We start from the raw sequence: 24,589 nt of genomic DNA on the forward strand, positions 1-24,589 counted from the left end.
TACACCAAATAGATGGGTAATGTTACCCATTAGGCACGCCTCTCAAACGCCTTATAATTAAAGCACCTTATTTTAATTAAAATAAAAATATAGATGAGCTTTAATAAAGATAGATTATTTAAAGCGTGAAATGTGTGTGGAGTAACTTATCACAGAGTTGATAGACGTCCTAAGAATTCCTTAAAGCGGATGATAAGCGAAAAGTGGTATGAAATTAAGTGATGATGGTAAAACTCTATTAGAAGTTGATATCAACGACATCAAAAAAGATGGCACTTTCAATATCCCTAAAGGAGTCACCGCTATTGGTAAATTCGCATTTTACGATCACAGTGGATTACAAACCCTCATAAAGAGGCTCGCCACCATCATTGGTTGGTCATTTTATGATAGCATCGAATTAAAATCAATCACCGTTACTAGTGAAGTTACCTCTATTGGAGCTTCGGCATTTTGGGGTTGTAGTGGATTACAACATATTACCCTCCCTGAAGGAATCATCTCTATAAGTTTTGCCACATTTTGGGATTGTAGTGGGCTACAATCTATCACTCTCCCTAAGGGAGTTACCTCCATTGGAGATTTTGCCTTTAGCTATTGCAGTGGATTGCAGTCCATAACCCTACCTGAAGAAGTCACCTCTATTGGTATAATGGCATTTGTGGAATGTGCAAACTTACATAGCATCATGATCGTTAGCGAAGATGATAATTCTATACAGCGTATTACAAACTTATTACCCTGTCATTTAAAAGACAAAGTAATCTCAAAGGATATGACGGCAATGATTTTGCAAATCCGCAAGACCCAACTTTCCAGAGTAGCACTGGCACCAGAAATAAATCCACTGTATCGCTATTTTAGCCTTGATGCACGATATACTTCTAAAGTTACAGTAGAAAACGAGATTGGTGAAAGTATAGAAATGGACTGCAACAAACTTCCTAGCGATATTTTTCAATATATGAACCGTTTTTTAATCAATGAGAATCGTTATTATCAGAAAGCACAAGTGCTCATGCATTTAGTGCCTTTGCCCAAAAGTAGAAACGGATTAGAGACCTATAAAAATAAATTGGAAAGTATAGCGAATGAATGCATTACAAAAGCAAAGGAATTTAGTAAACCAATGGTTTCACTTTCACAAAAAGAATTAAAGGCCTCTCTCGAAGCGCAATTGAAAGCAATAGCGCGTAAAGAAGAAGACTTAAAACTGCGCTTTCATTTTAAAGCTGCTAATGCAGTAGGGAAACTCCATAAAAAAATCATGCAAAGCTATAGAAACACGCTCCCTGTTAACGTAGTACAATTTAAAAAAGAGTGTAAGGATGCCATTGATGAGGCTCGTCCTCATCTAGAAAATCACCGTGGCTTGAAACTCCATTTAAAATATCTGGCATTTACAGTAACTGGTTTGGGCGCTCTCATTGTTTTAGCTGATATAGGGTACAAGCAGGTCACAGGAAAACACTTCTCTTTCTTTAAAACAGATACTGCTCAAAAACTAAGTGCTCTCGAGAAAATTCTGGATGAAGTACCCGACGATTCTAAAATAATGAACCTTCTAACCAACTGAAAAAAAGCTCAATGTCTAGTCTTGGAGCGTCGAGAATCAGATTTGTGCGCTAAGTATAGCGCACGAAAAATTTCTACGTATTAGATGGGTTAGTTAAACATCAAATGGATCGCGCAGAATAATAGTCGAGTCTCTTTCTGGACCTGTTGAGAGCATATCAACAGGAACTTCAAGTAATTCCTCAATACGCTTGATATAAGCAATAGCATTCGCAGGCAATTGTTTTACCTCTGTCACATCGGCTGTTGATTCAGACCAACCAGGCATTTCTTCATATACAGGTGAAAGACCTTCAAAATCCTCAGCAGCTTGAGGTGGGCGAGATAACAGGTGTCCATTGGTATCATGATAAGCCACGGCAATTTTTACAGTATCCAAACCATCCAGCACATCCAGTTTTGTCATGCATAAGCCGGTGATGCTATTAAGCTCAATGGAGCGACGTAATAATACCGCGTCAAACCAACCACAGCGACGCGGACGACCAGTGACTGCACCAAACTCATTACCACGCGTAGCCAATTCTTTACCAATTTCATCCTGCAGTTCTGTCGGAAAAGGTCCACCACCAACTCGCGTCGTATAGGCTTTGGTGATACCTAAAATATAATCTAGATAGCGTGGGCCAAAGCCAGCACCATTCACTACACTGCCCACACATGTATTGGATGAGGTTACAAAAGGATAGGTGCCATGATCAATATCAAGATAAACTCCTTGAGCACCTTCAAATAAAATGGAGTCACCTTTTTGACGGTGTTCATGTAAACAAGTGGTGACATCGCAAATCATGTCACGTAATTCTTCAGCCCAAATTTTAGCGTCTTCCAGTAATGGTGCTAACTCTACTTCGGGTTGATGGTAATAGTTTTTCAGAACAAAATTATGATATTGCAATAATTCTGCAAGCTTGGTGGAAAAACGCTCAAAGTTCAATAAATCCTTTACCTTCAATGCTCTTCTTGCAATTTTATCCTCATAAGCAGGACCAATTCCTCGACCGGTAGTGCCAATCGCTGCCGTGCCTTTTTGACTTTCGCGCGCCTTATCCAAGGCAATGTGGTAAGGCAATATTAAAGGACAAGCCTGACTAAGATGTAATCGATTACGAACATCAACCCCTTTACTTTCTAACTCCTTAATTTCATCCAGTAATGCTTGTGGTGATAACACAACGCCATTGCCAATGTAACATTGAACATGAGGGCGTAACATCCCCGAAGGAATTAAACGCAATACTGTTTTTTCACCTTTAATTTTGAGGGTATGTCCAGCATTATGCCCCCCTTGATAACGAACAACAACCTGAGCGTCATGAGTGAGCAAATCAACGATTTTACCCTTACCCTCATCACCCCATTGTGTTCCAATAACTACAACATTTTTACCCATAATGGACTCTTTACTCTGCAAATTGATGAACAATGGAAAGGAGAATAACTCCTACCAGCATGCTAAATAACCCGGTTATACGCAATACTTTTTCATCCTGTCCAATAATTTTGCGCAATAATTCCTTCCATTTCACGGGCGAAGTAAATGGCATTAAACCCTCGAACACGAGCACTAAAGCAAATGCAGAGAGGAAGTTAATGATCACAAACAGCCTCCAATAAAAAAGGGCTAAGCATGCTTAACCCATTTTGACAAATGTAACGATTATATCAGTTTTTTCCGTTAGTACCATTACCCTGACGTCCTGCATTCTTAAAGTAGTCAAAAAAAGCACTACTTTGATCAAGAATGAGAATATCTCGTTTATTGTTAAAACTACCTTCATAAGCTTTCAAGCTACGGTAAAATGCAAAAAAATTCTGGTTTTTAGTAAATGCCTCCGCATAGATTTTAGCTGCCTCTGCTTGACCTCGAGCCCTGATTTTGTGACCTTCACTTTGTGCTTGTGCTAATAAAATTGTCACTTTCGCATCAGCAGCCGCTCTGATTGCTTCGGCAATAGCATTACCATCAGCGCGATGACTATTCGCAATTCTCTGCATGTTAGCCCGCATTAGCTGAAAAATGTTATTGCTGGTATTTTCAGGTAATTCGATACCTTTAATTCGCACATCAACAATCTGAATTCCCAATTGTCTGGCTTGTTGTTCTGCTTTATCGCGTAAAATTTCCGTCAGATCCTCACGCCCACCCGATATATCAGAAATAGTACGCTTACCAAACTCGGCACGCAGGAAGGTATTTAGCTGTTGCTCAAGCAATGTCTCTGCTTTAAACTCATTACCACCTGTCGATTTGTAATATCGCGCCAGATCTGCAATTCGCCATTTGACATAGTAGTCAGCAATCACATCTTTCTTTTCTTTAGTAACGATACGAGACGATTTAATATCGAGGGTCTGAATACGAGTATCAAAAATGCGTACACTTTCAATAAAAGGGGTTTTAATATGTAAACCAGGACCTAAAATTTTTACATTTTGGGTTTTATCATCCATAACCAAACGGCCTAGTCGAAGTAAAATCCCATGTTGCCCCTGGGTAATCGTAAAGACACTTGCCAGTATTACTAATAAAATAGCAAAGGCAAGAATGCCTAGGGTCGTTTTTGCTGCACTCATTAATCATCTCTCCCTTGCCGATAAGTTCGTCTGCCAAGATTACGAGTAGTAACTATCGCACTTTCAACCTGTTCATCTTCAGCTGCTTTTTTGGCGTCTGCTGATTCTGTATTCATTAATGGCGGGTTAAGACTGGCATTGGCTAATTTATCTAATGGTAAATAAAGAAGATTTCCAGATTTACCATCGACAATAATTTTACTGCTTTTACTTAACACTTGTTGCATCATCTCCAGGTACATGCGCTCTGAAGTCACAACCGGTGCCTGTGTATATTCAGGCAATAAGGCCAAAAATTCTGCCACATCGCCTTTGGCACGTAAAATTACCTGCTGAGCATAAGCCTGGGCTTCTTCAAAAATACGTTTAGCATTTCCCTCAGCAATAGGCACTACTTTAGCTTGATAAGCCAAAGCCTGCTCCCTAAAGCGTTTCTCATCTTCCCTAGCCTTGATAGCATCATCGAAAGCATCTTGTACATTTTCTGGAGCACGTGCCGGCTGCGGTGATACATTTACAATAACAATACCCGTTTTGTATTGATTTAAAATTTTTACCAAGGTGTCCTGGACGCTATTTCCCCAGGCTTCACGACCTTCTGTAATAATTTGATCAAATGTTGTCGTACCTACCACTTGCCTCAGAGCACTGGAAGTTGCCTGTTGAAGACTTTCCTGGGGGTCGGCAACATTGAATAAATATTCTTCTAAATCGCCGATGCGATATTGAACCACGACGGACACCGCAACGAGATTTTCATCTTTAGTTAACATCTGTGCAGAATAAGAATAGTCAGAAACCCGATCCACATTTTGCACAACCTTGGTGGAAATAATACGCGGAATCCAATGAGGCCCCGGTCCAACCGTTTCTACATATTTTCCAAAACGAAGAATAACGGCTTGCTCTGCAGGATCAACAATAAAAATACCTGCCAAAGCCCATAGAATAAAAACAATTAAAGCAGCCATCAAGGCCAGCAGGCCGCCGCTACCTTTATTCGCAGGGGAGTTACCGTCAGGCTGGTTAGAACCTCCAAAAAAAGTTTTTTTCAGTTTTTCTTGAAAACGCTTTAAAGCTTCATCCAAATCCGGTGGTTGATTTTTACCACTCCATGGATCTTTGCCTTTATCTGGCTCATTCCAACCCATCAATCTCTCCGTTTTACAGAAAATTAGGATTTTATGGGGTATACTCGCTTTAAGCAAGCAAACCTCACTATCAATCTGTTACAAAGAGTTCAAATTTTCCCGTTGCACAAGGGTGGATGATAGACATCCACACCAACATTTCATAAAGTCGACGATAAAATTGAATTACTCGTATCCAGGCTAATATGAACTGTGGGAGTCGATTTCTTCATCTCGACTACTATTTTGGAGGTACGTGAACTGGTATGCATTTCTGCATAAGCAAGTACATGCGCCCAACAAGTTACTTCACCACTTGCAATTAAATGTAGCATTTCGCTCCAGGGGTTAAAAAAACTGGTCTTTAACGTTTGTTTATACCGCTTTACAAACTCAGCAAAGAGAAGCTCTTCCTGTTGAAACACTGGCTCCCGGTTTTCCTCAACGACGACCTGCCTTGTATTCTCACCCTTTTCCATTTCATTAGTAGTTATGATCGTATTTGATAAATTAATTAACGTCTGCAGCTGAAAACCCAAATCATCTGCTTTACCGAATAAATGACGAAAGGTCTGACTCCAGGAATTTTTGGCAAAGAGAATATTATGTAGAGGGTCTGCCTTATTAAGGCACTTCCTCAAAAAATTGGCGGCCAGTTGAGGATTCGCTTGTGAATACTCTTTTACCGCAATAAATAACTGATGACGATTATCCATAAGCAGCGAGCGCAATAAATGATGAGCGGGTACATCTGCACCATGGCAAAGCAACATGGCAATACCTCGTAGTGCTTCTTTTGGTTTCTTTTGGTCATGTACTCGAATACACAAAAGATCCATCGCACTGTAATCCTCCTGATTGAGAACTCCAATGAACTCGCGATTGCGCTCCAAACTTAATGTTTGATAATGCACAAGCAGCTCCTTTAAGGCTGTAATCCTTCCCAGGCGTGCTGCTATCAGAAGTGGAGTTTCCACTAAATGACCACAGGGGTTGGAAAGCCGTGCACCTGCTTTAATTAATAAAGGAAGTGCTTCCGAAAAATTACTAATAATTGCCTGATGTAGAGGCAATATATCCCAAACTTTACCGTTCTCTTCAAAAGGACTCGGCAAATTAACATTGATACCATATTGAATTGCTACCCCTAGAGAATCAATATGATGCGTTTCTATAATTCTATAGATAAGACGTTTTCCTGTTGCATCTCGAACATTCAAATTTAAAATTTGCCGCTCTGATTCAACTGCTTTCGGATCTTGCAAATGTTGTTCGTTCAGAAGAAGTCGCACTAACTCCAGTTTTTTTAATTTAAAAATTAAATGCAGTGGCTCGTTGGCGTTAATATCTATTCGCTGTTGTAAAAGCCACTCAATATGCTCCACCAGATTGCTAGTTTCTGAATGCGCATAAATAAGGTATTCCAGTACAGTGAGCTGTGCCCCCTCAGGGATATTAATGGTATTTCCTTTGGGTATAAGAAATGCTTTGTTTAGAAAATCTTTATCTTTTTCTAAGGTCTTTTGAATAAGATTAACAAAGGCTTCCCTTCCTTCTGCAATTGCTTGCTTTATCTCATCAAATAATTTCATATCTATTATCCCAATAGTAAGAGCTTCTTAGCGAAAGACCAGTTTACATATTGGGCAATTGAAGATCAATTTTTGATTCTCTTAATTCAAGGCAAGATCATACTATTTTGAATTAATTTCCCACTATCTTGCACAAGTTACCGTTATTCTGAGTATCCAACCACATTGTGGCAAACATCAAAAAAGGCACCTGTCATCCCAAACGTAGTGATCTCCTTTGTATTAGGAGATGTCTCACTACGTTCGACATGACGGTCGTCTTTGGGAGCAAAAGCGAAGAATCCCCAGCAGATAAAATCATGCTCTCTGAACGAAAAAGATTCTTCAAGCGACGATGTCGCTTTCAGGATGACGGGTGTTAGAGACTTTTGCATATTCTTTTACATCTCGTCATCCAAAATTACATCTCGTCATCCAGAATTACATCTCGTCATCCAGAATTACATCTCGTCATCCAGAATTACATCTCGTCATCCAGAATTACATCTCGTCATCCAAAATTACATCTCGTCATCCAAAATTACATCTCGTCATCCAGAATTACATCTCGTCATCCAAAATTACATCTCATCATCCAAAATTACATCTCGTCATCCAGAATTACATCTCGTCATCCAGAATTACATCTCGTCATCCAGAATTACATCTCGTCATCCAGAATTACATCTCGTCATCCAGAATTACATCTCGTCATCCAGAATTACATCTCGTCATCCAGAATTACATCTCGTCATCCAGAATTACATCTCGTCATCCAGAATTACATCTCGTCATCCAGAATTACATCTCGTCATCCAGAATTACATCTCGTCATCCAGAATTACATCTCGTCATCCAGAATTACATCTCGTCATCCAAAATTACATCTCGTCATCCAAAATTACATCTCGTCATCCAAAATTACATCTCGTCATCCAAAATTACATCTCGTCATCCAAATTACATCTCGTCATCCAAAATTACATCTCGTCATCCAGAATGCGGCAAAGCCGCATGAAGGATCTTCTGCAAGTAGAAATCCGATCCAATATTGAGAAGCCTTCGCTTTGCTCAGGATAACGCCTTGTTGTTTATAATTTAGATAAAAAATGAGTTTACCCTGTCTCTAAATTTTTTTATAAATTAAATCCCAAACATTATGACCAAGCTTGTTTCCACGCTGCTCAAATTTAGTTAAAGGACGTGTTTCGGGTCGTGGCGAGAAACCGCCGTCTTTTTGAATATTCTGCAAGGCAGGCTCATTTGACAACACATTGAGCATATGTTCTGCATACTCTTGCCAATCTGTTGCACAATGGATAAAACCACCTGTTTTAATTCGCTCAAGAACTACTTTTATAAATTCAGGCTGAATCAAACGGCGCTTGTGATGACGCTTCTTAGGCCACGGGTCTGGAAAGAAAATTTGCAATCCCGCTAAAGAGTCTTTTGCGAGGCTGTGTTTAAATACTTCAACGGCATCATGAGTCGCAAGACGTATATTTTTTATACCTTTCTCGTGTATATCTGCAGTCAAACTACCGATGCCTGCTTTATGAACTTCGATGCCCACAAAGTTGCGTTCAGGGTATTGTTCTGCCATAGTCAATAAAGAGGCCCCCATGCCAAACCCTATTTCAACGATAGTTTCTGCGTCTCGCCCAAAGATTTGCACCAAATCCCAAGGCTGATTTGTGACTGGTAATTCATAATCCTTTAACCAATGTTCCAAGGCATATTGTTGCCTGTTACTAATACGGCCGCCGCGTAGCACAAAACTTTTAATTGTTCGCATTTAAAACACTCTATTTTTAAATATTGCGAATTATACCCCTTACTGACAATTTTGTGATCATGTGATATGCTAATGTTTTACATTCCTGGAAAGAATATAAAGAATTTATTATTGGCAAAATACGGTAAACATTGCATAATTGACCTTTTTTTGCTATAAAACCGCTCTTGTATTTTAACCCGGCCAATTCGCCTGCGAATGCCTTTGAATTTATACAAAGCTAAATTATATAATTATAGGAACACTTTGGAGTAATACCATGTCAAGAGTATGTCAGGTTACTGGCAAGCGACCCACAACTGGTCACAATGTGTCGCACGCCAACAACAAAACCAAGCGACGTTTTTTGCCCAACATCAAGGAACACCGTTTTTGGGTTGAAGAGGAAAATCGTTTCGTTCGTCTTAAAGTAAGCACTAAAGGGATGCGAATTATCGATAAGTTGGGTATTAAAGCGGTTCTGGAAAAACTCAGAGCACAAGGTGAAAAAGTTTAATTGAGGATATATCATGGCAGCTGTTACTATTAAAGTTAAAATGGAATCTACTGCAGGAACGGGTTATTTTAAAACCACAACAAAAAATCCTCGTAATGTGACGGATAAACTGGAATTAAAAATGTATGATCCTGTTGTTCGGAAGCATGTGGTTTTTAAAGAGAAAAAAGTTAAGTAATCCCTGAAGGCCTTTTAAGGCCTTTTTTTTAACCAAATATTTCCCCACTAGTTAAATTAGTAAACTTCTTGTTCATTTTTAATTCTCATAGCTTTTAAGAATACCATTTTCGCTACTGGATAATCCCTTTGAATCGGTTAAACTTAGTAAAAGCGGTAAGAACAAAGAGGATTTGCATGAAACCATCGTTGCAGTTAAATATCAGTCAACAATTAACACTTACCCCCCAACTTCAGCAGGCTATTCGTCTTCTTCAATTATCTACACTTGACTTACAACAAGAGATTCAACAAGTTGTCGAATCAAATCCCATGCTTGAGGTAATATCGAATGAAGAAAAAGAAGAGCCTCGAGAGGAAATAAAACAAAACACAGACGAATTTACTGACTTTCAATGGGCTCAACTCTACTCCAATTCAAATAAGAGAAACAATTTTGATGACTTGGACTTTAATTATGAAAATTTGTATTGCACCACAACAAACTTGCAAGACCATCTACGCTGGCAACTTGATTTAACACCCATGAGCGATGTCGATCGCGTTATTGCAACTGCTATCATTGATGCTCTTGATGACGATGGTTTCCTAACTTTACCGCTTGCAGAATTGCACGCTAGTCTTGATAGTGAGGCACACCCTCTTGATCTGGAAGAAATTGAGGCGGTGCTCCATCGTGTACAGCATTTTGATCCGGTTGGTTGTGCCGCTGTTAATTTGGCTGAAACCCTTCTGATACAGCTTGATCAATTACCTGATCATAATGGCGATATTGCTTTAGCAAAACAAATCATTCGTGACGATATTGAACTGCTTGGACAACACAATTATCGACAACTGATGAAAAGTTATCAGATTAATGAAGCTACTCTTGATAGAGTACTTCAAATTATTCAACGTCTGAATCCCAAACCAGGAAGTTTAATTCAGCAAAGCACTACGGAATACATTATTCCAGATGTGATTGTGAAAAAAATAGAAGGTATTTGGGAAGTGGCCTTAAATCAGAATACTCTTCCGCGCTTAAGCATCAACACTCACTACGCCTCACTTATTCAACGAGCAGACAACAGCGCCGATAATCAATTTCTGAAAAATAACCTCCAAGAAGCACGCTGGTTTCTAAAGAGCATCCAAAGTCGACAGGAAACACTTTTAAAAGTGGCTCAATGCATTGTTGAATATCAGCAAGATTTTCTGGAACATGGCGAGGAAGCAATGAAACCTCTCATCTTAAACGATGTAGCTCTTGCTCTTGACATGCATGAATCCACCATCTCTCGTGTTACCACGCAAAAATTTATGCATACGCCAAGAGGAGTCTTTGAGTTAAAATACTTTTTCTCCAGCCATGTAGCGACAGTCACAGGTGGAGAATGTTCATCAACTGCGATTCGGGCAGTGATTAAAAAACTAATTGCTGCTGAAAATCGCAAAAAGCCCTTGAGTGATAGTAAAATTGCACAGTTAATTGGAGCGCAAGGCATTCAAGTTGCAAGAAGGACAGTAGCCAAATATCGAGAAGCCATGGGGATTCCGCCATCCAATGAGCGCAAAACCATTCGTAATTAGAAGTAGTTTTAATAACAGGAGAACGTGATGCAAATTAGCTTTACCGGTCATAATGTGGAGGTTACCCCCGCCTTAAGAGCCTTTACCGTGGATAAATTTAATAAGCTCGATAGACATTTTGATAAAATAACCTCTGTTCACGTCGTCTTTGACATTGAAAAATTAAGCCAAATTGCCGAAGCAACAATTCAAGTCGCCAAGGGTGAGTTTCATGCCCGTGCTGAGTCAGAAGATCTTTACGCTGCTATTGATGCATTGATAGATAAACTGGATAGACAATTAATCAAACATAAAGAAAAAATCCGTGAACATCGTGACTAATTCACCGTTTTATTTGCTAATGGCAGAATCTAACTCTGCCATTAAGTGTGCTCTCATTTAAAGTGTTGTGTCCTCACCAAAGGACGGGGTAAAATATTACCAGTTTTACCTTAGCTTATCATCATGGAACTTTATCAGGTTATTCATCCAGGTTGTGTTTGTGTCGATAGTTCGTCGCAAAGCAAAACAGCAGTCCTTTTGAAAATCAGCCAAGTATTGAGTCAAGTTTATCCACAACTGGATGCACAGGAATTATTTGATGCTTATTGGAAACGGGAAAGCCTTGGAAGTACAGCAATTGGCCAGGGAATTACTATTCCGCATATTCGCTCCACAACCATTGAAGCCCCCAAAGCTTGTGTTATTCGACTACTCAACCCGATTGATTTCGGTGCTGAAGACAAACAACCTGTAGATCTGGTGATAGGTCTTATAGTGCCTCAAGAACAGATAAACCAGCATTTGCAATTACTTGACGCTATTATTAAGCAATTTAATCAGACTTCTTTTCGTGAGCTCTGCCGACAAACCACTTGTTCCGAAAATCTTTATAAGCTAATAAATTCTCACTCAATGACCTCGGAAACGGCCGAATTACCACGTTGATAATTTGCACTTCCCGCTATTTCTTCCTATATCAATAATTAAGACTTAAATAAACCTCAAAGAAATTTGTAGCAAGAGGATTCAATCTCAGTTAAATTTTTAATCAAATTTCTTCCTTTTGGGCCAAACTCTAAAGTAAGTACTATGACAAATATTGCAGCTATAAGATGGTTAACCCAAGGACCTCATAAACCACCACTCATCCAATATATGTTGCTGGATCAACATTTGGAATACCTCATTTATCCCAGAGAAATTGCCGTGACTGAGCTTAAACAGGATGTATATGATCTGTTTAAGCATATTGAAACCCTATCAAAAGATAAGGCTTTTAAAGTACGATATAAATCCATTAACAGAAGTTATGGCGCGCACCGCCAAGATTCTGAAAAATTTCACATCCTGATTAACCGCCTTTTAAAGAAGAAAAATCTACTTGAGCCCAATAGTCGAACTGTTTCCTTGTTAAAGAAAGAAAATTTAGCATTCTTCAAGAACGCTCTCTATTTACTCGACATTGATTGCAAAACAAGAGGTAATGCATTTATTGCTCACTTATGGACTATTGCTTTAAAAGCCACTAAAAAACAAATTAATGTCGCTATAAAGAAGATATGGAAAGCCCGTCAGGGTATACAAAGAATGAATAAAAACTCTACCATTAAATTTGCCGAATTTTATACCCATATTAATTTTCATACTGAACATCCAACTAACAAATATAAGCTAAACGCCTTTAATTTTTGAATACACAAAGCCCCCTTTTTACATACTTGCTGTTCTTTATGCACATTATTCCTACGATAACGTATTAATATTCGATTTGGGATGCCACGCATGCAGCGCGGAATGCAGGTATTTAACCCTTATTTGCGCTTAGATGCGCTTACCTTGCTAACAATACTATTGAGAAATGTCGAATCACGCTAATAATGGTAGACCGTATTGTTCATATTGTAAGCAAGTAGGGTGGTGTGGTTTCTTTCTACCGTTGTAGAAAATTACAACACGTGTTACATTGTAACGGTATGATTAAAACTAAAGTAACTATTACTAATAAATTAGGTTTGCACGCTCGAGCTTCTGCGAAATTCGTCTCCACCACATCGAGATTTCAAAGTCATATTGACGTCACCAAAGACTCCAAAACCATCAATGGTAAAAGTATTATGGGTGTAATGATGCTTGCCGCCAATAAAGGGAGTGAATTAACTCTTGAGATTGAGGGTCCTGATGAACAAGAAATGGAGCAGGCGATTCTTAATTTAATCAACAATCGCTTTGGAGAGCCTGAGTAAATTACCTTTATTTATCCTCCGGATTGCGATGACGCTGTTTACGTAATCGATGCACCGCTAGCAGCGTTTGTACTGGACCCGACAAAGCATAAACGACAAACCCCGTAAACAAAACTACTGACGGATTTGCAGCGATAGCCACAAATAAAATAACCATCACCAAAAGGTATAAAAATGGCACTTTCCCTTTAAAGTCAATTTCCTTGAAGCTGTAGTAACGAACATTGCTTACCATTAAAATGGCTACAAAAATAGTAATAATCGCTGTGATAAGGGCAAAAATAAAATGAATCAGCTGATTTTGATAGCAAAACCAAACTAAAGCTGAAACAATAGCCGCAGCAGGTGGACAAGCAAGCCCCTGAAAATAACGCTTATCCGCAGTTTCCACTTGAATGTTAAAACGTGCGAGACGCAACGCTACAGCAGCCGTGTACATAAAAGCCACCAGCCAACCCACTTTTCCTAAATGATGTAAATTCCAACTGTACAATAATAAGGCTGGTGCAACGCCAAACGTGACCATATCGGATAAGCTATCGTATTGAGCACCAAACGCAGTTTGCGTATTGGTTAAACGTGCGATGCGTCCATCAAGACCATCAGCAAGCATCCCTATAAAAATAGCAACTGCAGCAGTCTCATATTGGGCCTTTAAAGAAGCCACAATCGAGTAAAAAGCAGCGAACAGGCTCGCCGTGGTAAACAAATTCGGCAGTAAATAAATTCCTGAATGACTCTCTTTCTGGTTCACAGTCTTAACTCAATTAATTAATCCCCCACATCCTACCATACTCGTCACCTTTCATGCTATTACCTCGTTGTTTTTACAAGATGATGCTATACTAGGCATACTGTTTTTAAAGTGCATACTTCACGTGCTAACATGACTGAATCCAAGGCCAAAAAAATTATCATTGAAGGTGTAACGGAACAAGGTAAACCCTTTCGTCCCAGCGATTGGGCTGAGCGAATGAGTGGAACACTGGCAAGCTTTAAAAACAGACGCATTCATTATTCTCCACTTTTACAACCCAGCATTACTACAGAAGGTTATAAATGCGTTTTGCTGGATCCTAAACTAAAAGAATCAAGCCCTCAGGTGTACCAGGCTATTATCGATTTTGCCAAAGCAAATAATCTTAAAATTTGCGGGGAAAATGAATAATCTTGAATAACTTGAGTAAGGAAGATTAAGTACCCGTACCACCAGTGTAACCCCTTATCGTGATTGAGAGATGGACTAATTGATTCACTATGGCTGCCAACATACTCGCTGTATTCTGAAAATTCATTGCCAACACCCCTGCACAGAGAAAAACCAATCCTTTAGGCCCCCATTGCACTCCTGGCTCACTGGCATGAATTAATAGAACACAACCTCGGACAAACCAAATAAGCCCGGCAGTTTGGATAACCAGGAGCATTGAACTATAAATGTTATAAGGATTATAACTGGTATACTGTAAAACATTTCCTGTACCAAAAGCAGTATTAGCCATGAGACTTACTGCAGTGGGTAAATAAAGAAGTGCGGCAGCACCTATTAAATAGACTATGGGAACAAATATACGCTCATTAGAACGACCTCCACTTCCTCCAATTTTCTTTAATTTTGTCAGTGCCAATATAAAAAATATTAGTCCCAAAAGATAAGCGCCTCCTGAAATAAGATGCTGGACAGGGAAAAGAGATCGGCTGAGATTACCGATTATCGTTACTAAATCAGTGCTATTCATAGTCTAATTATATACCAATTCATACATCGCTCTTGCAATGCATAATTTTTCCCCTATATTAGTCAATTTCCTTTAAAATATACTATTATGCAGATTCAAATCTTTCCAATTATATTAAAAGAAGCATTTATGCTTTCGCCTAAGGTAAAGCATTTTATTTTTAATGCGGAAAAAATGCCGCCTTTTAATTATATTCCCGGACAATTCATTACTATTCATTTTGAAAAAAATGGCAAAATGCTGAAACGCAGTTACAGTATTGCTAATGTCCCCTCACAAGACAATCGCATTGAATTCGCTGCAGGCTATGTTGAAGGTGGCCCTGGAACTGAATTACTGTTTAACTTAAAACCTGGTGATGCAATTAATATCAGTGGGCCTTTTGGTCGCTTAATTTTAAAAGATAACATTCCCAAGCGTTACATTCTGGTAGCAACAAGTACAGGTGTTACTCCTTATCGCGCGATGATTGAAGAATTGAAACGTCGCTTGCAGGCAACTCCGGACTTAAAGGTAATCATTCTGCAAGGGGTGCAAAAACGTGAGGAAATTCTCTATCCTGATGAATTTAAGAGATTTGCAAAAGACTTCCCTCAAGTTACTTTTCGTGCTCATCTAAGTCGAGAGTTATCTGATAACTTATCAGAGGGGGAATACACAGGCTATGTGCAACATGCTTTCCCCGATCTTTCTTTAAATCCTGAGAATGATGTAGTTTATTTATGTGGAAATCCCGGTATGATCGATAATTCTTTCGCTTATTTAAAAGAGAAAGGATTTAATTTGCAGCAAATAATCCGGGAAAAATATATTTCAGCCCCAGGCAAATGATCTTATCAAGGTTAACAGGAGAATAAACAAAATGTATTATGAGGAATTATCAGCAACCATGGAACAGTTACTCCAGGATGGCAAAGGGATTTTAGCCGCAGATGAAAGTACGGGTACAATTGGCAAGCGTTTCGATTCCATCGGGATAGAAAATACAGAGGAAAATCGTCGAGACTACCGCCTGCTTCTCGCAACAACGGAAGACTTGGAACAATATATTAATGGTGTCATATTGTTTGAAGAAACATTTCAACACAAAGATGACAAAGGCACGCCTATAGCAGAGCTATTCGCGGCAAAAGGTATTCTTCCTGGTATTAAAGTGGACAAGGGTTTAACAAGACTTGCCAATACCGATGATGAAAAAATTACTCAAGGTTTAGATGGTCTCACAGAGCGATTGGAGCATTTCAAAAAATTGGGCGCTCGCTTTGCAAAATGGCGTAACGTCTATTCCATTACTGAACATACTCCCAGTTTAACTGCCATTAAAGCAGGTGCTGAAACACTTGCCCGTTATGCAGCGACCTGTCAGGAATTTGGTATTGTTCCTATTGTAGAACCAGAAGTATTAATGGATGGAGATCATAGCATTGAACATTGTGCTGAAGCATGTGAAATGGTATTGCACGAACTTTTCCACGCTTTGTTTATCCATCAGGTGGAGTTAGAAAATATTGTACTGAAACCAAGTATGATTACTTCCGGAAAATCAGCGAAACCCTTTAGCACACCGGAAGAAGTTGCAGATTATACCATCAGTGTATTCCGTAATAATGTTCCTGCGGCTGTGCCGACAATTAATTTTCTATCTGGAGGTCAATCTCCACAGCAAGCAACCGCCAATTTGAATGCGATTAACAGTACAGGTTATCAACCCTGGAATTTAAGTTTTTCTTATGGACGAGCCTTGCAAGAAGATTGTCTGCAAATTTGGGGTGGAAAGAAAGCCAATGTCAGTGCAGCTCAAGCTGCTTTATTAAAACGTGCTCGTTTAAATAGTTCAGCTTGTTTTGGTGAATATCAGGCGGAAATGGAGGAGTAATCTGGTTTCATCCAGGTCTATAAGACCTGGAATGGGACACCCGCAACTTGTTCCGAATCTTATACACATCTCTCCTCAGCCCACCGCGCGGTACCGTAGGCAGTCTATAAAAATCCTAGACTCCACGGCCAAGCTGCGGGCGGTAAGTCGCCCAATATTGGCAGGATGAGCAAAATGGAATTTACAATAATACCAGTTACCTGGAGGTTACGCGCCATAGCAGAGCAGTTTATCGGCACCGCCTTAAAATTCAAAATGCGCCAAAAGTGGGACGTGATCGGAGAGTAAACGCCAGGGTTTTCCACTTAAACATTGAACATCGGCAACTTCCATACCTCTGAAATAAATTCTATCCACACAAAAAGCAGGTTTTATTGCAGGAAAAGAACGCGCATGCTGTCCTTCAAGACGATAAAAAGCCTCATGAATCCCTAAATTCTCTTCCAAAGGCTTCGATAAATGATGGCGCCAGTCATTGAAATCACCCGCCATCAGCAAAGGCTCATTTTCTGGAACTACACTCTTAATGCGCGCCATTAATGCCTTACATTGGGATTTCCGCTCGGCTTTAAATAAGCCAAGATGTACGCAGAGTAAATGAATAGTAGGAGAATCTTCCGCAATTTTTATTTGCCCGTGAAGAATACTGCGAGAGGCACGATTGATAGAGGATAAGTTAATGTTTTCAAATTCTTCGAAAGCAAACTTACTTAAAATAGCATTGCCATGATGTCCTGAATGATAAATAGCATTTTTTGCGTAAAGATAATGAGGCCATATTTTTTCGGCAATGTATTCAAATTGCGGCAAATCAGGCCAAGCGTCAATGCGTTTCTCACGACGTCGATGTTCTCCCTGCACTTCCTGTAAAAAGACAAAATCAGGATTGAGCCCTGATAATGCTTCTCGCATTTTTGGCAAGAGAAAGCGAACTTTACCCAAGCTGAAGCCCTTATGGATATTGTAAGTGATTAAGGACAAGCTGCGTTTTTTTGGTTGCATAATTCTTTTAGAATAATCACTATTTAAAGCCTATACCAGCTTTAAGTTAGACTAAACTTCTCCCTTATTTAATGTAACATATACAATATTATAATGAAAAAAGCCTCGAGGCTTATTTATGAATACATTTACAGTTGAAATTCCCGGATTTACCATCGGTGGTAAAGCTTTTGGCAACCCTGATTTACCACCCATGCTCGCTCTCCATGGCTGGCTGGATAATGCTAATTCATTTAACTTATTAGCACCTTACCTGGAAAACTATTTCTATTTGTTGGCAATTGATTTACCTGGTCATGGCCATTCATCTCATTTACCAGAAGGCTGCTACTATCATTTTAGTGACGGCATTTTCACCACCCTGGCAATTATAAAGGCATTGCAATTACAACAAGTCCATCTTTTAGGTCACTCTATGGGGGCTTGCCTTGCAAGTCTTATCGCAGGTGTTGCTCCTGAAAAAATTTTATCATTAGTCCTGATAGAAGGTTTAGGGCCTTTTTCAAAACCCGAAGAGACTTGTTGCGATCAATTAGCGCAATATTTAAACTATACCTTTGGCAAAGAAAAAGAAGCTAAACCATACCCTTCGCTGAGATTAGCCGCGCAAGCGCGTGCCAAACGAGGCTATTTGTCATTCGAACACGCACAAATTCTGTGCACAAGAGGTACACGAGAAGAACAGGGTGCTATTTATTGGCGTCACGATAGACGTCTCTTGACACCTACGCCTTTACGGATGACAGAAAAACAAATTTTATCTTGTTTACGCAACATTACGGCCAAAACGTGTTTAATTTGGGGGCAAGACAGCTCTGTTTTTAATGACTATGACATGGAAACACGTACTAACGCCGTGACTAATTTGAAAGTGCATTGTTTGCCTGGAGGTCACCATGTACATATGGAGTATCCTGAGGCCGTCGCTAAATGTCTACAGGAGTTTTATGAGGTTAAATAAGTCTATTCTGACTATAAAAGCAGGCTAGTCAATATCAACCTAGCCTGCTATACATCGCGATAAAGTCGATGTGGCGTGCTTTTTATCCAACAGGATTTAAACGACAAAAATCGTATTTAACCGCAACTTCATCAAGCGATGCTTTTACATCTTCCAATGGATAATTGAAATCTCTGGCAGCAGAAAGTACACCACATCCACCTTCATCAAAGGTTGAATACGGCGTCCAGTAGTCCATATTAGCCTTCACCATCACATCAAACGCTTTGCGGGTATCCCAGCCTGGTTTATTGGCCAAAATATAAAATAAATGATTATACACCCCACTGGAATAGTGAACATCTAAACCACTACGATACTCATCCGCGCTATCAATGGATGTCCCATCGCGGCTTGGTTTATCCATATAGCGCAAGGCTTCCCATCCACTGTCTTCTTTCATAATTTCGGCACCAATTTGCCAGCTGCTTTTACCGATGGAATAGAACTCAGCAGCTTGAGCAGCCATATCAGAAAATGCTTCATTCATACCGCCAGATTGACCATAATACTCCAGATTTGAATGCTGCTCGGTAAAACCATGACTAATTTCATGACCGCCAACACCGAGTGATACCAAAGGATACATCATGCTCTCACCATCACCAAAGGTCATTTGCTCGCCATCCCAGTATGCATTTTCATAACCATCACCATAGTGAACACGCATGACTAACTGCATTGGAGATCCATCAGCTTTCGTTAAGGCGGGTACACCATACCAATCATGATACATATGCTTAATCACATAGCCTGCATAAAGTGCATCATTCGTAGGAGAATAGGCTCCATTATCTCTGTCATATCCATCGCCGTCACGGCCAGTCCAGAAAGTCAAGGTATTATCTACCGACTTTTTACATCTAAAGCGCATAGGCTTGTTATCGGAATAATACTCATGTTCCATATCAACCACTTTGACATCCTCATTTTCCATGTAACACGTACTACCTACTCTCTCTCGGGTAATATCCAGTAAGGGAAATTCATTGCCATAAGAGACCATGCCTACTTTCTCATTACCACCAAATCCCATTCCTTTAGCGGGAACTCGACGAGCTGTTTTAATATCATTCCACTGAATGAAGGGCTTATGGGAGACGGCATCAACAATAGCAGTAGGTCTTTCAGGAATTTTATCCGTGTGACGAACAAAAATACTGACTTTATAAGCCCAATGTGCTTGATTGTTGTCATCAATGTACACCACAGGCATCACTTTTTCAGCACTGACCTCTTTGTCTTGGTAAGGTGTTTTAAATTTTTCTAAAGCCACTTGACCATTTTTCACAAAATCTGCAGAGGGCTGACCTAGCTCTTCCTGCAAACCTCGATAAATTTTTCCATTCATGCTGACATCTTTTTGCGTTTGAGACAGACTCTTCACCGAGCTGCTGCTGTGAACAATGGCATAACCACCAATCACTGGAAAACCTGCATATTCTTGCTGCAAGCGGATGTGGGTGATGTGGTTTTTATCGGTATGTTGTTTGAGAAACTGTAAATTATTAATAGTAAGTGCGGAAGCTTGGTGACTAACACCTGGCAGAGCAATATGGAATTGCTGCTGTAGTTGTTTAAACGATTCTGTTTGCAAGGAAACTGGTTCTGCTGCTTTAACAGAGGAAGCCATTGTCAATGCCAAACTGGCTACTATTGGCGATAAATAAAAATTTGTATGCATTAATCTACTCCTTAAATATCTGAGGCAATCTCATCCGGGAGTGCCTTGTTGGATAACACTCTCCACGTTCACCTAACTTAAACAGAATGTTAAGAAACCTGGTAACAGCTATTCCTACAACAAATCCCGTTGAGCTGATTTCCGAATTTTAGAGTAAGCATTTCTGAGGTTGGGCCTACTAAAATCCGAAGGTCAATCTTAACAGGTATTGGTCAAACTATCATAGTTTTTCCCTTTTTCAAATTATCAAATTTAAATTTATTGGGTTATTGCTGTACTTTTTGCTTCAATTTTCTAAACATTTTTTCCGGCTGGATGGCAAACGAATGGAAAGGTTTGCCTCCAATTAGTTTTAAGTCAATAATTTGAGCTTATCTTTCTTGAAATTATTATTATGAGTACCATTACTACTGATATTGAATTAGCCAAAAATTATTTACAACGAGGGGATATTGTTGCGATTCCCACAGAAACTGTCTACGGGCTTGCCGGCAACGCGGAAGATGAAAAAGCTATCCGTAAAATTTATGCACTGAAACAAAGACCTCTTAACCATCCTTTAATTATGCATGTGGCACAGCATTGGGATTTATCAAGATGGGTCTCCTTTATTCCCGATTATGCCCAGTTACTGATTAGCAAATTTTGGCCAGGTCCTTTAACCCTGGTACTTAAAAGTAACAGCAATGCAGTTAACCCTTTGATAACAGGAGGACAAGACACAATAGCTTTGCGTTGTCCAAAACACCCACTGGCACACACGCTATTGAAAGATCTCGACTTCCCTCTTGTAGCACCATCTGCCAATCCTTTTGGCAAAATCAGCCCTACCACAGCAGAACATGTACGTGATAGTTTTAAAGAGCAACAATTATTAATTCTTGATGGAGGACGATGTCCAGTAGGTATAGAATCAACTATTCTGGCAGCAACAGATGCTGATTACTATCAAATTTTGCGTCATGGAACCATTACGGAACAGGAAATTACCGCAATTTTACCGCAACGTTTACTGCAGCAGGGAGAGAGTACTATCAGGGCACCAGGCAAATTAGCAAGTCACTATCAACCGGAAAAACCGCTTTATTGTTTTGCTAACATAAAAGCACTTAAAGAATTCTGTCAGCAAGAAAAACAAGCCGTTTACGCCATTACCTTTAGCGATCTTACAGATTACCCTTCGCATTTATATTACAAAATGCCTGACTCAATCGATAAGTGTGCGTTTGAGTTGTATTACCAATTACGATGTGCCGATCAATCGAAAGCTACCTCCATTGCTATTGAATTACCTCCTGCTGGTGAAAATTGGGAGGGTATTCGCGAGAGGATTTTAAAGGCAGGACACCGCTCCTAAGCGAATGCTTTAAAATTTAGCACCCGACCTTGATTTATAAATCCTATTCACCTTCTTCCTACGTAATTCAACTGTCTCCTACGTCACTTAACCCGCTCCTACTTGCCGCGACTCGTTCGCGGTATCCAGAAGTCAAAGTCAAGTAATCCTCATGGATACTGCGAACAAAGCCGCAGTACGTAGAGACAGTCAATCGATAAAGTCTAGCTTTCCTTCTCCAAATGCAGCAATACTTGCGCAGGCGTCACTTTATCCCCCTTTTCACAAAAAATAGCCGTCACGACACCATCAAAGGGCGCTTGAATCTCTGTTTCCATTTTCATGGCTTCAAGAACAAGCAGTGTCTCTTTAGCTTTTACTTTTTGTCCGGCCTCGACTGTAATATTAACAATAGACCCTGGCATAGCCACAGTAATGTCACCTGGACCATTTTTTTTCTTACTTGCATTAGCAGTCGACTGTTCCTCCTCCCCTGCTTCGTTCTGCTCTAAAAGAATGACTTCTTCAGGTACACCATCTACCCACAAAAAACAAGCCTGTTGCCCTTGCTCACGCTCTCCATAACCCGCTATTTTCACATGATAACTTTCTCCATGTAGCGTAATTTCAAACTCCGATAAATTTCCATTGGTGTTTGCTGCAGGCTCAGGAATGAGTGGTTCAGGTTGCAGTGAATTATTTTTACGCTGTTCTAGAAATTGCTTTCCAATTTCAGGGAACATGGCATAAGAAAGAACATCTTCATCACTTTCGGCCAACTCTCCAATTTCTTGACGTAGACGGTTTAACTCATGAGGGATTAGATCTGCCGGTCTTACATCAATGGCCTCAGTATGTCCTATGGCTTTCTTACGCAAACCAGGGCTAATTTTCCCAGGAGCCGCGCCATATTTACCCTGGCAATACAATTTAACTTCATTGGTAATGGTTTTATAGCGCTCGCCCGTCAGAACATTCATCACCGCCTGGGTGCCCACAATTTGTGAAGTAGGAGTCACTAAAGGAGGGTATCCCAAATCACGCCGAACCCGCGGAATTTCCGCATGTACCGCATTAATTTTATCAAGTGCCTGCTGTTCCTTTAGTTGACTGTATAAATTCGAAATCATGCCTCCGGGAACTTGATAAACCTGCACCCGAGGATCAATCTCACGCGCCTCACCTTCGAACTGATGATATTTTTTGCGAATTTTTTTAAAATACTCCCCGATATCCAGTAATCGATTTAAATCCAGACCCGTATCAAATTCTGTTCCCGCCAAAGCGGCTACCAAAGACTCTGTCGCGGGGTGAGAAGCGCCACCTGAAAAGGAGGAGATGGCTGTATCAACATGCGTGCAGCCTGCAACAATAGCTTCATAATGACACATGCTGGCAAGACCAGAGGTGGCATGGCTATGAAGATGGATAGGCAATTGTGTTGCCTGTGCCAATGCTTCATATAAATTCACCGTGGCCGTGGGGGTTAATAAGCCTGCCATGTCCTTGATTGCAATACTGTCACAACCCATTTCAGCCAGTGCTTTGCCTAAGTCAACAAAGCTTTCAAGCGTATGAACCGGGCTTGTTGTATAACAAATTGTGCCCTGCGCGTGTTTCTTGTTAGCCTTTACTGCTTCAAGTGCTACACGCAGATTACGAACGTCATTTAATGCGTCAAAAACCCGGAAAACATCAATACCATTTCTGGAAGCCAATTTAACAAATGCTTGCACTACATCATCCGCATAATGTCGATACCCTAAGAGGTTTTGACCACGCAATAACATGGATAAACGCGTATTGGGCAGTGCTTCTCGTAACAGGCGCAAACGCGCCCATGGATCTTCCTTCAAAAAGCGCAAACAAGCATCAAAGGTCGCCCCACCCCATACTTCCATCGCCCAAAAACCAACTTTATCCATTTTAGGACAGACAGGCAGCATATCTTCAGTGCGCATTCGTGTCGCTATCAAACATTGATGAGCATCACGCAGAGTAACATCAGTTATGTGTACAGTTGACATAAACCAATCCATTGTTAAAAAAATTTCTTCTTAAAGGTATTGCAAAGCCTTGTTGAAGTACAGTCTTAAAGACTTGTGAGCTCAAATTGGTTTAGCTCCAGTTGCGCAGACGTTTTATAAAAGTGACAAAGTGCTTTTCTTAACAGCGCCGCTCTTGGTGTCAGACCGGTCTCACAATACACAGTAACTTGTCGATAAATGGCCAGCTTAAATTCTTCAACACCCAGAGCAGGTCCATTTAAATTATCAATACTCATCCTGAATCGATAACCAGCAGCAACCGATAAAATCCACTCCAGCGCTTGTGGCTTTGCTTCAACACGTTGGAAAATTTGTTGCTGCTCAGCAGTACGACCATCAGGCTCGTACCAATACCCGTAATCAATGAGTTCACGCCGCTTTTTTCCTGCAATTAACCAATGGGCACATTCGTGAAGGGCACTGCTAAAAAAGCCATGCGCAAAAAAAATAGCATGATAGGGTGTGGCGTCATCAGCTGGAAGATAAAGTGGTTCGTCACCGCCTTTGACTAATCTCGTATTGTACTTCATTGCAAAGCAATCATTAAAAATGGTAATCAAATCTTCATACCGGTGTTTACAGTCTGTCAATTACTTCCTCTCCAATCCAATCGCATTTTTACCTATCTCCCCTCCTGAACTTAATTTATATTTTTTAGCAAGGATAACGCCTATGGATTTGGATTTTAATTTCAGAAAACGCTTCTTACCAGAAGTAATTTTTAATAATACAAGTTTGGTAAAAATCCCGATATTATGCCAGTATCATGCCGAGATCCTCGGATAT

At 40.0% G+C, this 24,589-nt stretch carries 26 protein-coding genes; 13 read left to right on the plus strand and 13 right to left on the minus strand.

Annotated elements, in window-relative coordinates; genetic code table 11:
* Nucleotides 1-208 precede the first annotated feature (208 nt).
* Nucleotides 209-1,576, plus strand: a complete 1,368-nt coding sequence (locus tag clem_RS11815; RefSeq protein WP_094091744.1) for a leucine-rich repeat domain-containing protein — start codon at nt 209-211, stop codon at nt 1,574-1,576.
* A 93-nt stretch (nt 1,577-1,669) separates the two neighbouring features.
* Here clem_RS11815 and clem_RS11820 read toward each other — a convergent pair whose 3' ends face one another.
* The 7 genes from clem_RS11820 to trmB all read right to left on the minus strand — a co-directional run bounded on the left by clem_RS11820 (nt 1,670) and on the right by trmB (nt 8,648).
* Nucleotides 1,670-2,968: an adenylosuccinate synthase gene (locus clem_RS11820; RefSeq protein ID WP_094091745.1), complete on the minus strand. Its 1,299-nt coding sequence runs from the start codon at nt 2,966-2,968 to the stop codon at nt 1,670-1,672.
* Between the two features lie 10 nt (nt 2,969-2,978).
* Nucleotides 2,979-3,176, minus strand: coding sequence for a DUF2065 domain-containing protein (locus tag clem_RS11825; RefSeq protein WP_094091746.1), 198 nt, complete (start codon nt 3,174-3,176; stop codon nt 2,979-2,981).
* 64 nt (nt 3,177-3,240) lie between these two features.
* A complete protein-coding gene (gene hflC / locus clem_RS11830; RefSeq protein ID WP_094091747.1) occupies nt 3,241-4,152 on the minus strand; it encodes a protease modulator HflC in 912 nt (303 codons plus the stop codon).
* Nucleotides 4,152-5,303 carry an FtsH protease activity modulator HflK gene (gene hflK / locus clem_RS11835; RefSeq protein ID WP_094091748.1) on the minus strand — a complete coding sequence of 384 codons (1,152 nt, stop codon included), beginning with the start codon at nt 5,301-5,303 and terminating at the stop codon, nt 4,152-4,154. Before hflK ends, hflC begins: the two co-directional genes overlap by 1 nt.
* A gap of 140 nt (nt 5,304-5,443) precedes the next feature.
* A complete protein-coding gene (ankC, locus tag clem_RS11840) occupies nt 5,444-6,874 on the minus strand; it encodes a Dot/Icm T4SS effector AnkC/LegA12 (protein WP_094091749.1) in 1,431 nt (476 codons plus the stop codon).
* Between the two features lie 143 nt (nt 6,875-7,017).
* Nucleotides 7,018-7,248: a hypothetical protein gene (locus clem_RS15155; protein ID WP_232505469.1), complete on the minus strand. Its 231-nt coding sequence runs from the start codon at nt 7,246-7,248 to the stop codon at nt 7,018-7,020.
* 731 nt (nt 7,249-7,979) lie between these two features.
* Nucleotides 7,980-8,648, minus strand: coding sequence for a tRNA (guanosine(46)-N7)-methyltransferase TrmB (trmB, locus tag clem_RS11845; protein ID WP_094091750.1), 669 nt, complete (start codon nt 8,646-8,648; stop codon nt 7,980-7,982).
* Between the two features lie 259 nt (nt 8,649-8,907).
* On the opposite strand from trmB, the gene rpmB reads away from it, so the two are divergent.
* From rpmB to clem_RS11880, 7 genes are all read left to right on the plus strand, one after another.
* Nucleotides 8,908-9,144, plus strand: coding sequence for a 50S ribosomal protein L28 (gene rpmB / locus clem_RS11850; protein ID WP_094091751.1), 237 nt, complete (start codon nt 8,908-8,910; stop codon nt 9,142-9,144).
* Between the two features lie 13 nt (nt 9,145-9,157).
* The gene (rpmG, locus tag clem_RS11855) at nt 9,158-9,322 is read left to right on the plus strand and encodes a 50S ribosomal protein L33 (RefSeq protein WP_058450461.1); all 165 of its coding nucleotides are present in this window, start codon (nt 9,158-9,160) and stop codon (nt 9,320-9,322) included.
* Between the two features lie 176 nt (nt 9,323-9,498).
* Nucleotides 9,499-10,893 carry an RNA polymerase factor sigma-54 gene (locus tag clem_RS11860; RefSeq protein WP_094091752.1) on the plus strand — a complete coding sequence of 465 codons (1,395 nt, stop codon included), beginning with the start codon at nt 9,499-9,501 and terminating at the stop codon, nt 10,891-10,893.
* 27 nt (nt 10,894-10,920) lie between these two features.
* Complete coding sequence (gene hpf, locus clem_RS11865; protein ID WP_094091753.1) at nt 10,921-11,214, plus strand: ribosome hibernation-promoting factor, HPF/YfiA family; 294 nt, start codon at nt 10,921-10,923, stop codon at nt 11,212-11,214.
* Between the two features lie 123 nt (nt 11,215-11,337).
* A complete protein-coding gene (locus clem_RS11870; RefSeq protein ID WP_094091754.1) occupies nt 11,338-11,820 on the plus strand; it encodes a PTS sugar transporter subunit IIA in 483 nt (160 codons plus the stop codon).
* 144 nt (nt 11,821-11,964) lie between these two features.
* Nucleotides 11,965-12,567, plus strand: coding sequence for a hypothetical protein (locus clem_RS11875; protein WP_232505470.1), 603 nt, complete (start codon nt 11,965-11,967; stop codon nt 12,565-12,567).
* 281 nt (nt 12,568-12,848) lie between these two features.
* Nucleotides 12,849-13,118 (plus strand): HPr family phosphocarrier protein, encoded by a 270-nt coding sequence (locus clem_RS11880; RefSeq protein ID WP_094091755.1) that lies wholly within the window; start codon nt 12,849-12,851, stop codon nt 13,116-13,118.
* 7 nt (nt 13,119-13,125) lie between these two features.
* Here the strand turns inward: clem_RS11880 and pssA are convergent, their stop codons facing one another.
* Nucleotides 13,126-13,872: a CDP-diacylglycerol--serine O-phosphatidyltransferase gene (gene pssA, locus clem_RS11885; protein WP_094091756.1), complete on the minus strand. Its 747-nt coding sequence runs from the start codon at nt 13,870-13,872 to the stop codon at nt 13,126-13,128.
* 132 nt (nt 13,873-14,004) lie between these two features.
* Here pssA and clem_RS11890 point away from each other — a divergent pair, with 132 nt between their 5' ends.
* Nucleotides 14,005-14,286, plus strand: coding sequence for a DUF3579 domain-containing protein (locus tag clem_RS11890; protein WP_094091757.1), 282 nt, complete (start codon nt 14,005-14,007; stop codon nt 14,284-14,286).
* A gap of 25 nt (nt 14,287-14,311) precedes the next feature.
* Here clem_RS11890 and clem_RS11895 read toward each other — a convergent pair whose 3' ends face one another.
* Complete coding sequence (locus clem_RS11895; RefSeq protein WP_094091758.1) at nt 14,312-14,857, minus strand: type IV secretion protein IcmC; 546 nt, start codon at nt 14,855-14,857, stop codon at nt 14,312-14,314.
* Nucleotides 14,858-14,944: 87 nt separating this feature from the next.
* On the opposite strand from clem_RS11895, the gene clem_RS11900 reads away from it, so the two are divergent.
* Both clem_RS11900 and clem_RS11905 read left to right on the plus strand, forming a co-directional pair.
* Nucleotides 14,945-15,688, plus strand: a complete 744-nt coding sequence (locus tag clem_RS11900) for a ferredoxin--NADP reductase (protein ID WP_094091759.1) — start codon at nt 14,945-14,947, stop codon at nt 15,686-15,688.
* 31 nt (nt 15,689-15,719) lie between these two features.
* Nucleotides 15,720-16,733, plus strand: a complete 1,014-nt coding sequence (locus clem_RS11905) for a class I fructose-bisphosphate aldolase (protein WP_094091760.1) — start codon at nt 15,720-15,722, stop codon at nt 16,731-16,733.
* 243 nt (nt 16,734-16,976) lie between these two features.
* Here the strand turns inward: clem_RS11905 and clem_RS11910 are convergent, their stop codons facing one another.
* Nucleotides 16,977-17,735 (minus strand): endonuclease/exonuclease/phosphatase family protein, encoded by a 759-nt coding sequence (locus clem_RS11910; protein ID WP_094091761.1) that lies wholly within the window; start codon nt 17,733-17,735, stop codon nt 16,977-16,979.
* Between the two features lie 118 nt (nt 17,736-17,853).
* Here clem_RS11910 and clem_RS11915 point away from each other — a divergent pair, with 118 nt between their 5' ends.
* Nucleotides 17,854-18,696 (plus strand): alpha/beta fold hydrolase, encoded by an 843-nt coding sequence (locus clem_RS11915; RefSeq protein WP_094091762.1) that lies wholly within the window; start codon nt 17,854-17,856, stop codon nt 18,694-18,696.
* Nucleotides 18,697-18,778: 82 nt separating this feature from the next.
* Here the strand turns inward: clem_RS11915 and proA are convergent, their stop codons facing one another.
* Nucleotides 18,779-20,419, minus strand: a complete 1,641-nt coding sequence (gene proA / locus clem_RS11920) for a zinc metalloprotease ProA (RefSeq protein WP_094091763.1) — start codon at nt 20,417-20,419, stop codon at nt 18,779-18,781.
* A gap of 394 nt (nt 20,420-20,813) precedes the next feature.
* Here proA and clem_RS11925 point away from each other — a divergent pair, with 394 nt between their 5' ends.
* The gene (locus tag clem_RS11925; protein ID WP_094091764.1) at nt 20,814-21,776 is read left to right on the plus strand and encodes an L-threonylcarbamoyladenylate synthase; all 963 of its coding nucleotides are present in this window, start codon (nt 20,814-20,816) and stop codon (nt 21,774-21,776) included.
* 203 nt (nt 21,777-21,979) lie between these two features.
* On the opposite strand, the gene oadA is transcribed toward clem_RS11925, so the two are convergent.
* A complete protein-coding gene (gene oadA / locus clem_RS11930) occupies nt 21,980-23,782 on the minus strand; it encodes a sodium-extruding oxaloacetate decarboxylase subunit alpha (RefSeq protein WP_094091765.1) in 1,803 nt (600 codons plus the stop codon).
* A gap of 65 nt (nt 23,783-23,847) precedes the next feature.
* The gene (locus clem_RS11935; protein ID WP_232505623.1) at nt 23,848-24,333 is read right to left on the minus strand and encodes an elongation factor P hydroxylase; all 486 of its coding nucleotides are present in this window, start codon (nt 24,331-24,333) and stop codon (nt 23,848-23,850) included.
* Nucleotides 24,334-24,589: the final 256 nt, after the last annotated feature.

Origin of the sequence: Legionella clemsonensis, from assembly GCF_002240035.1 — a bacterium.
Taxonomy (GTDB): Bacteria; Pseudomonadota; Gammaproteobacteria; order Legionellales; family Legionellaceae; genus Tatlockia; species Tatlockia clemsonensis.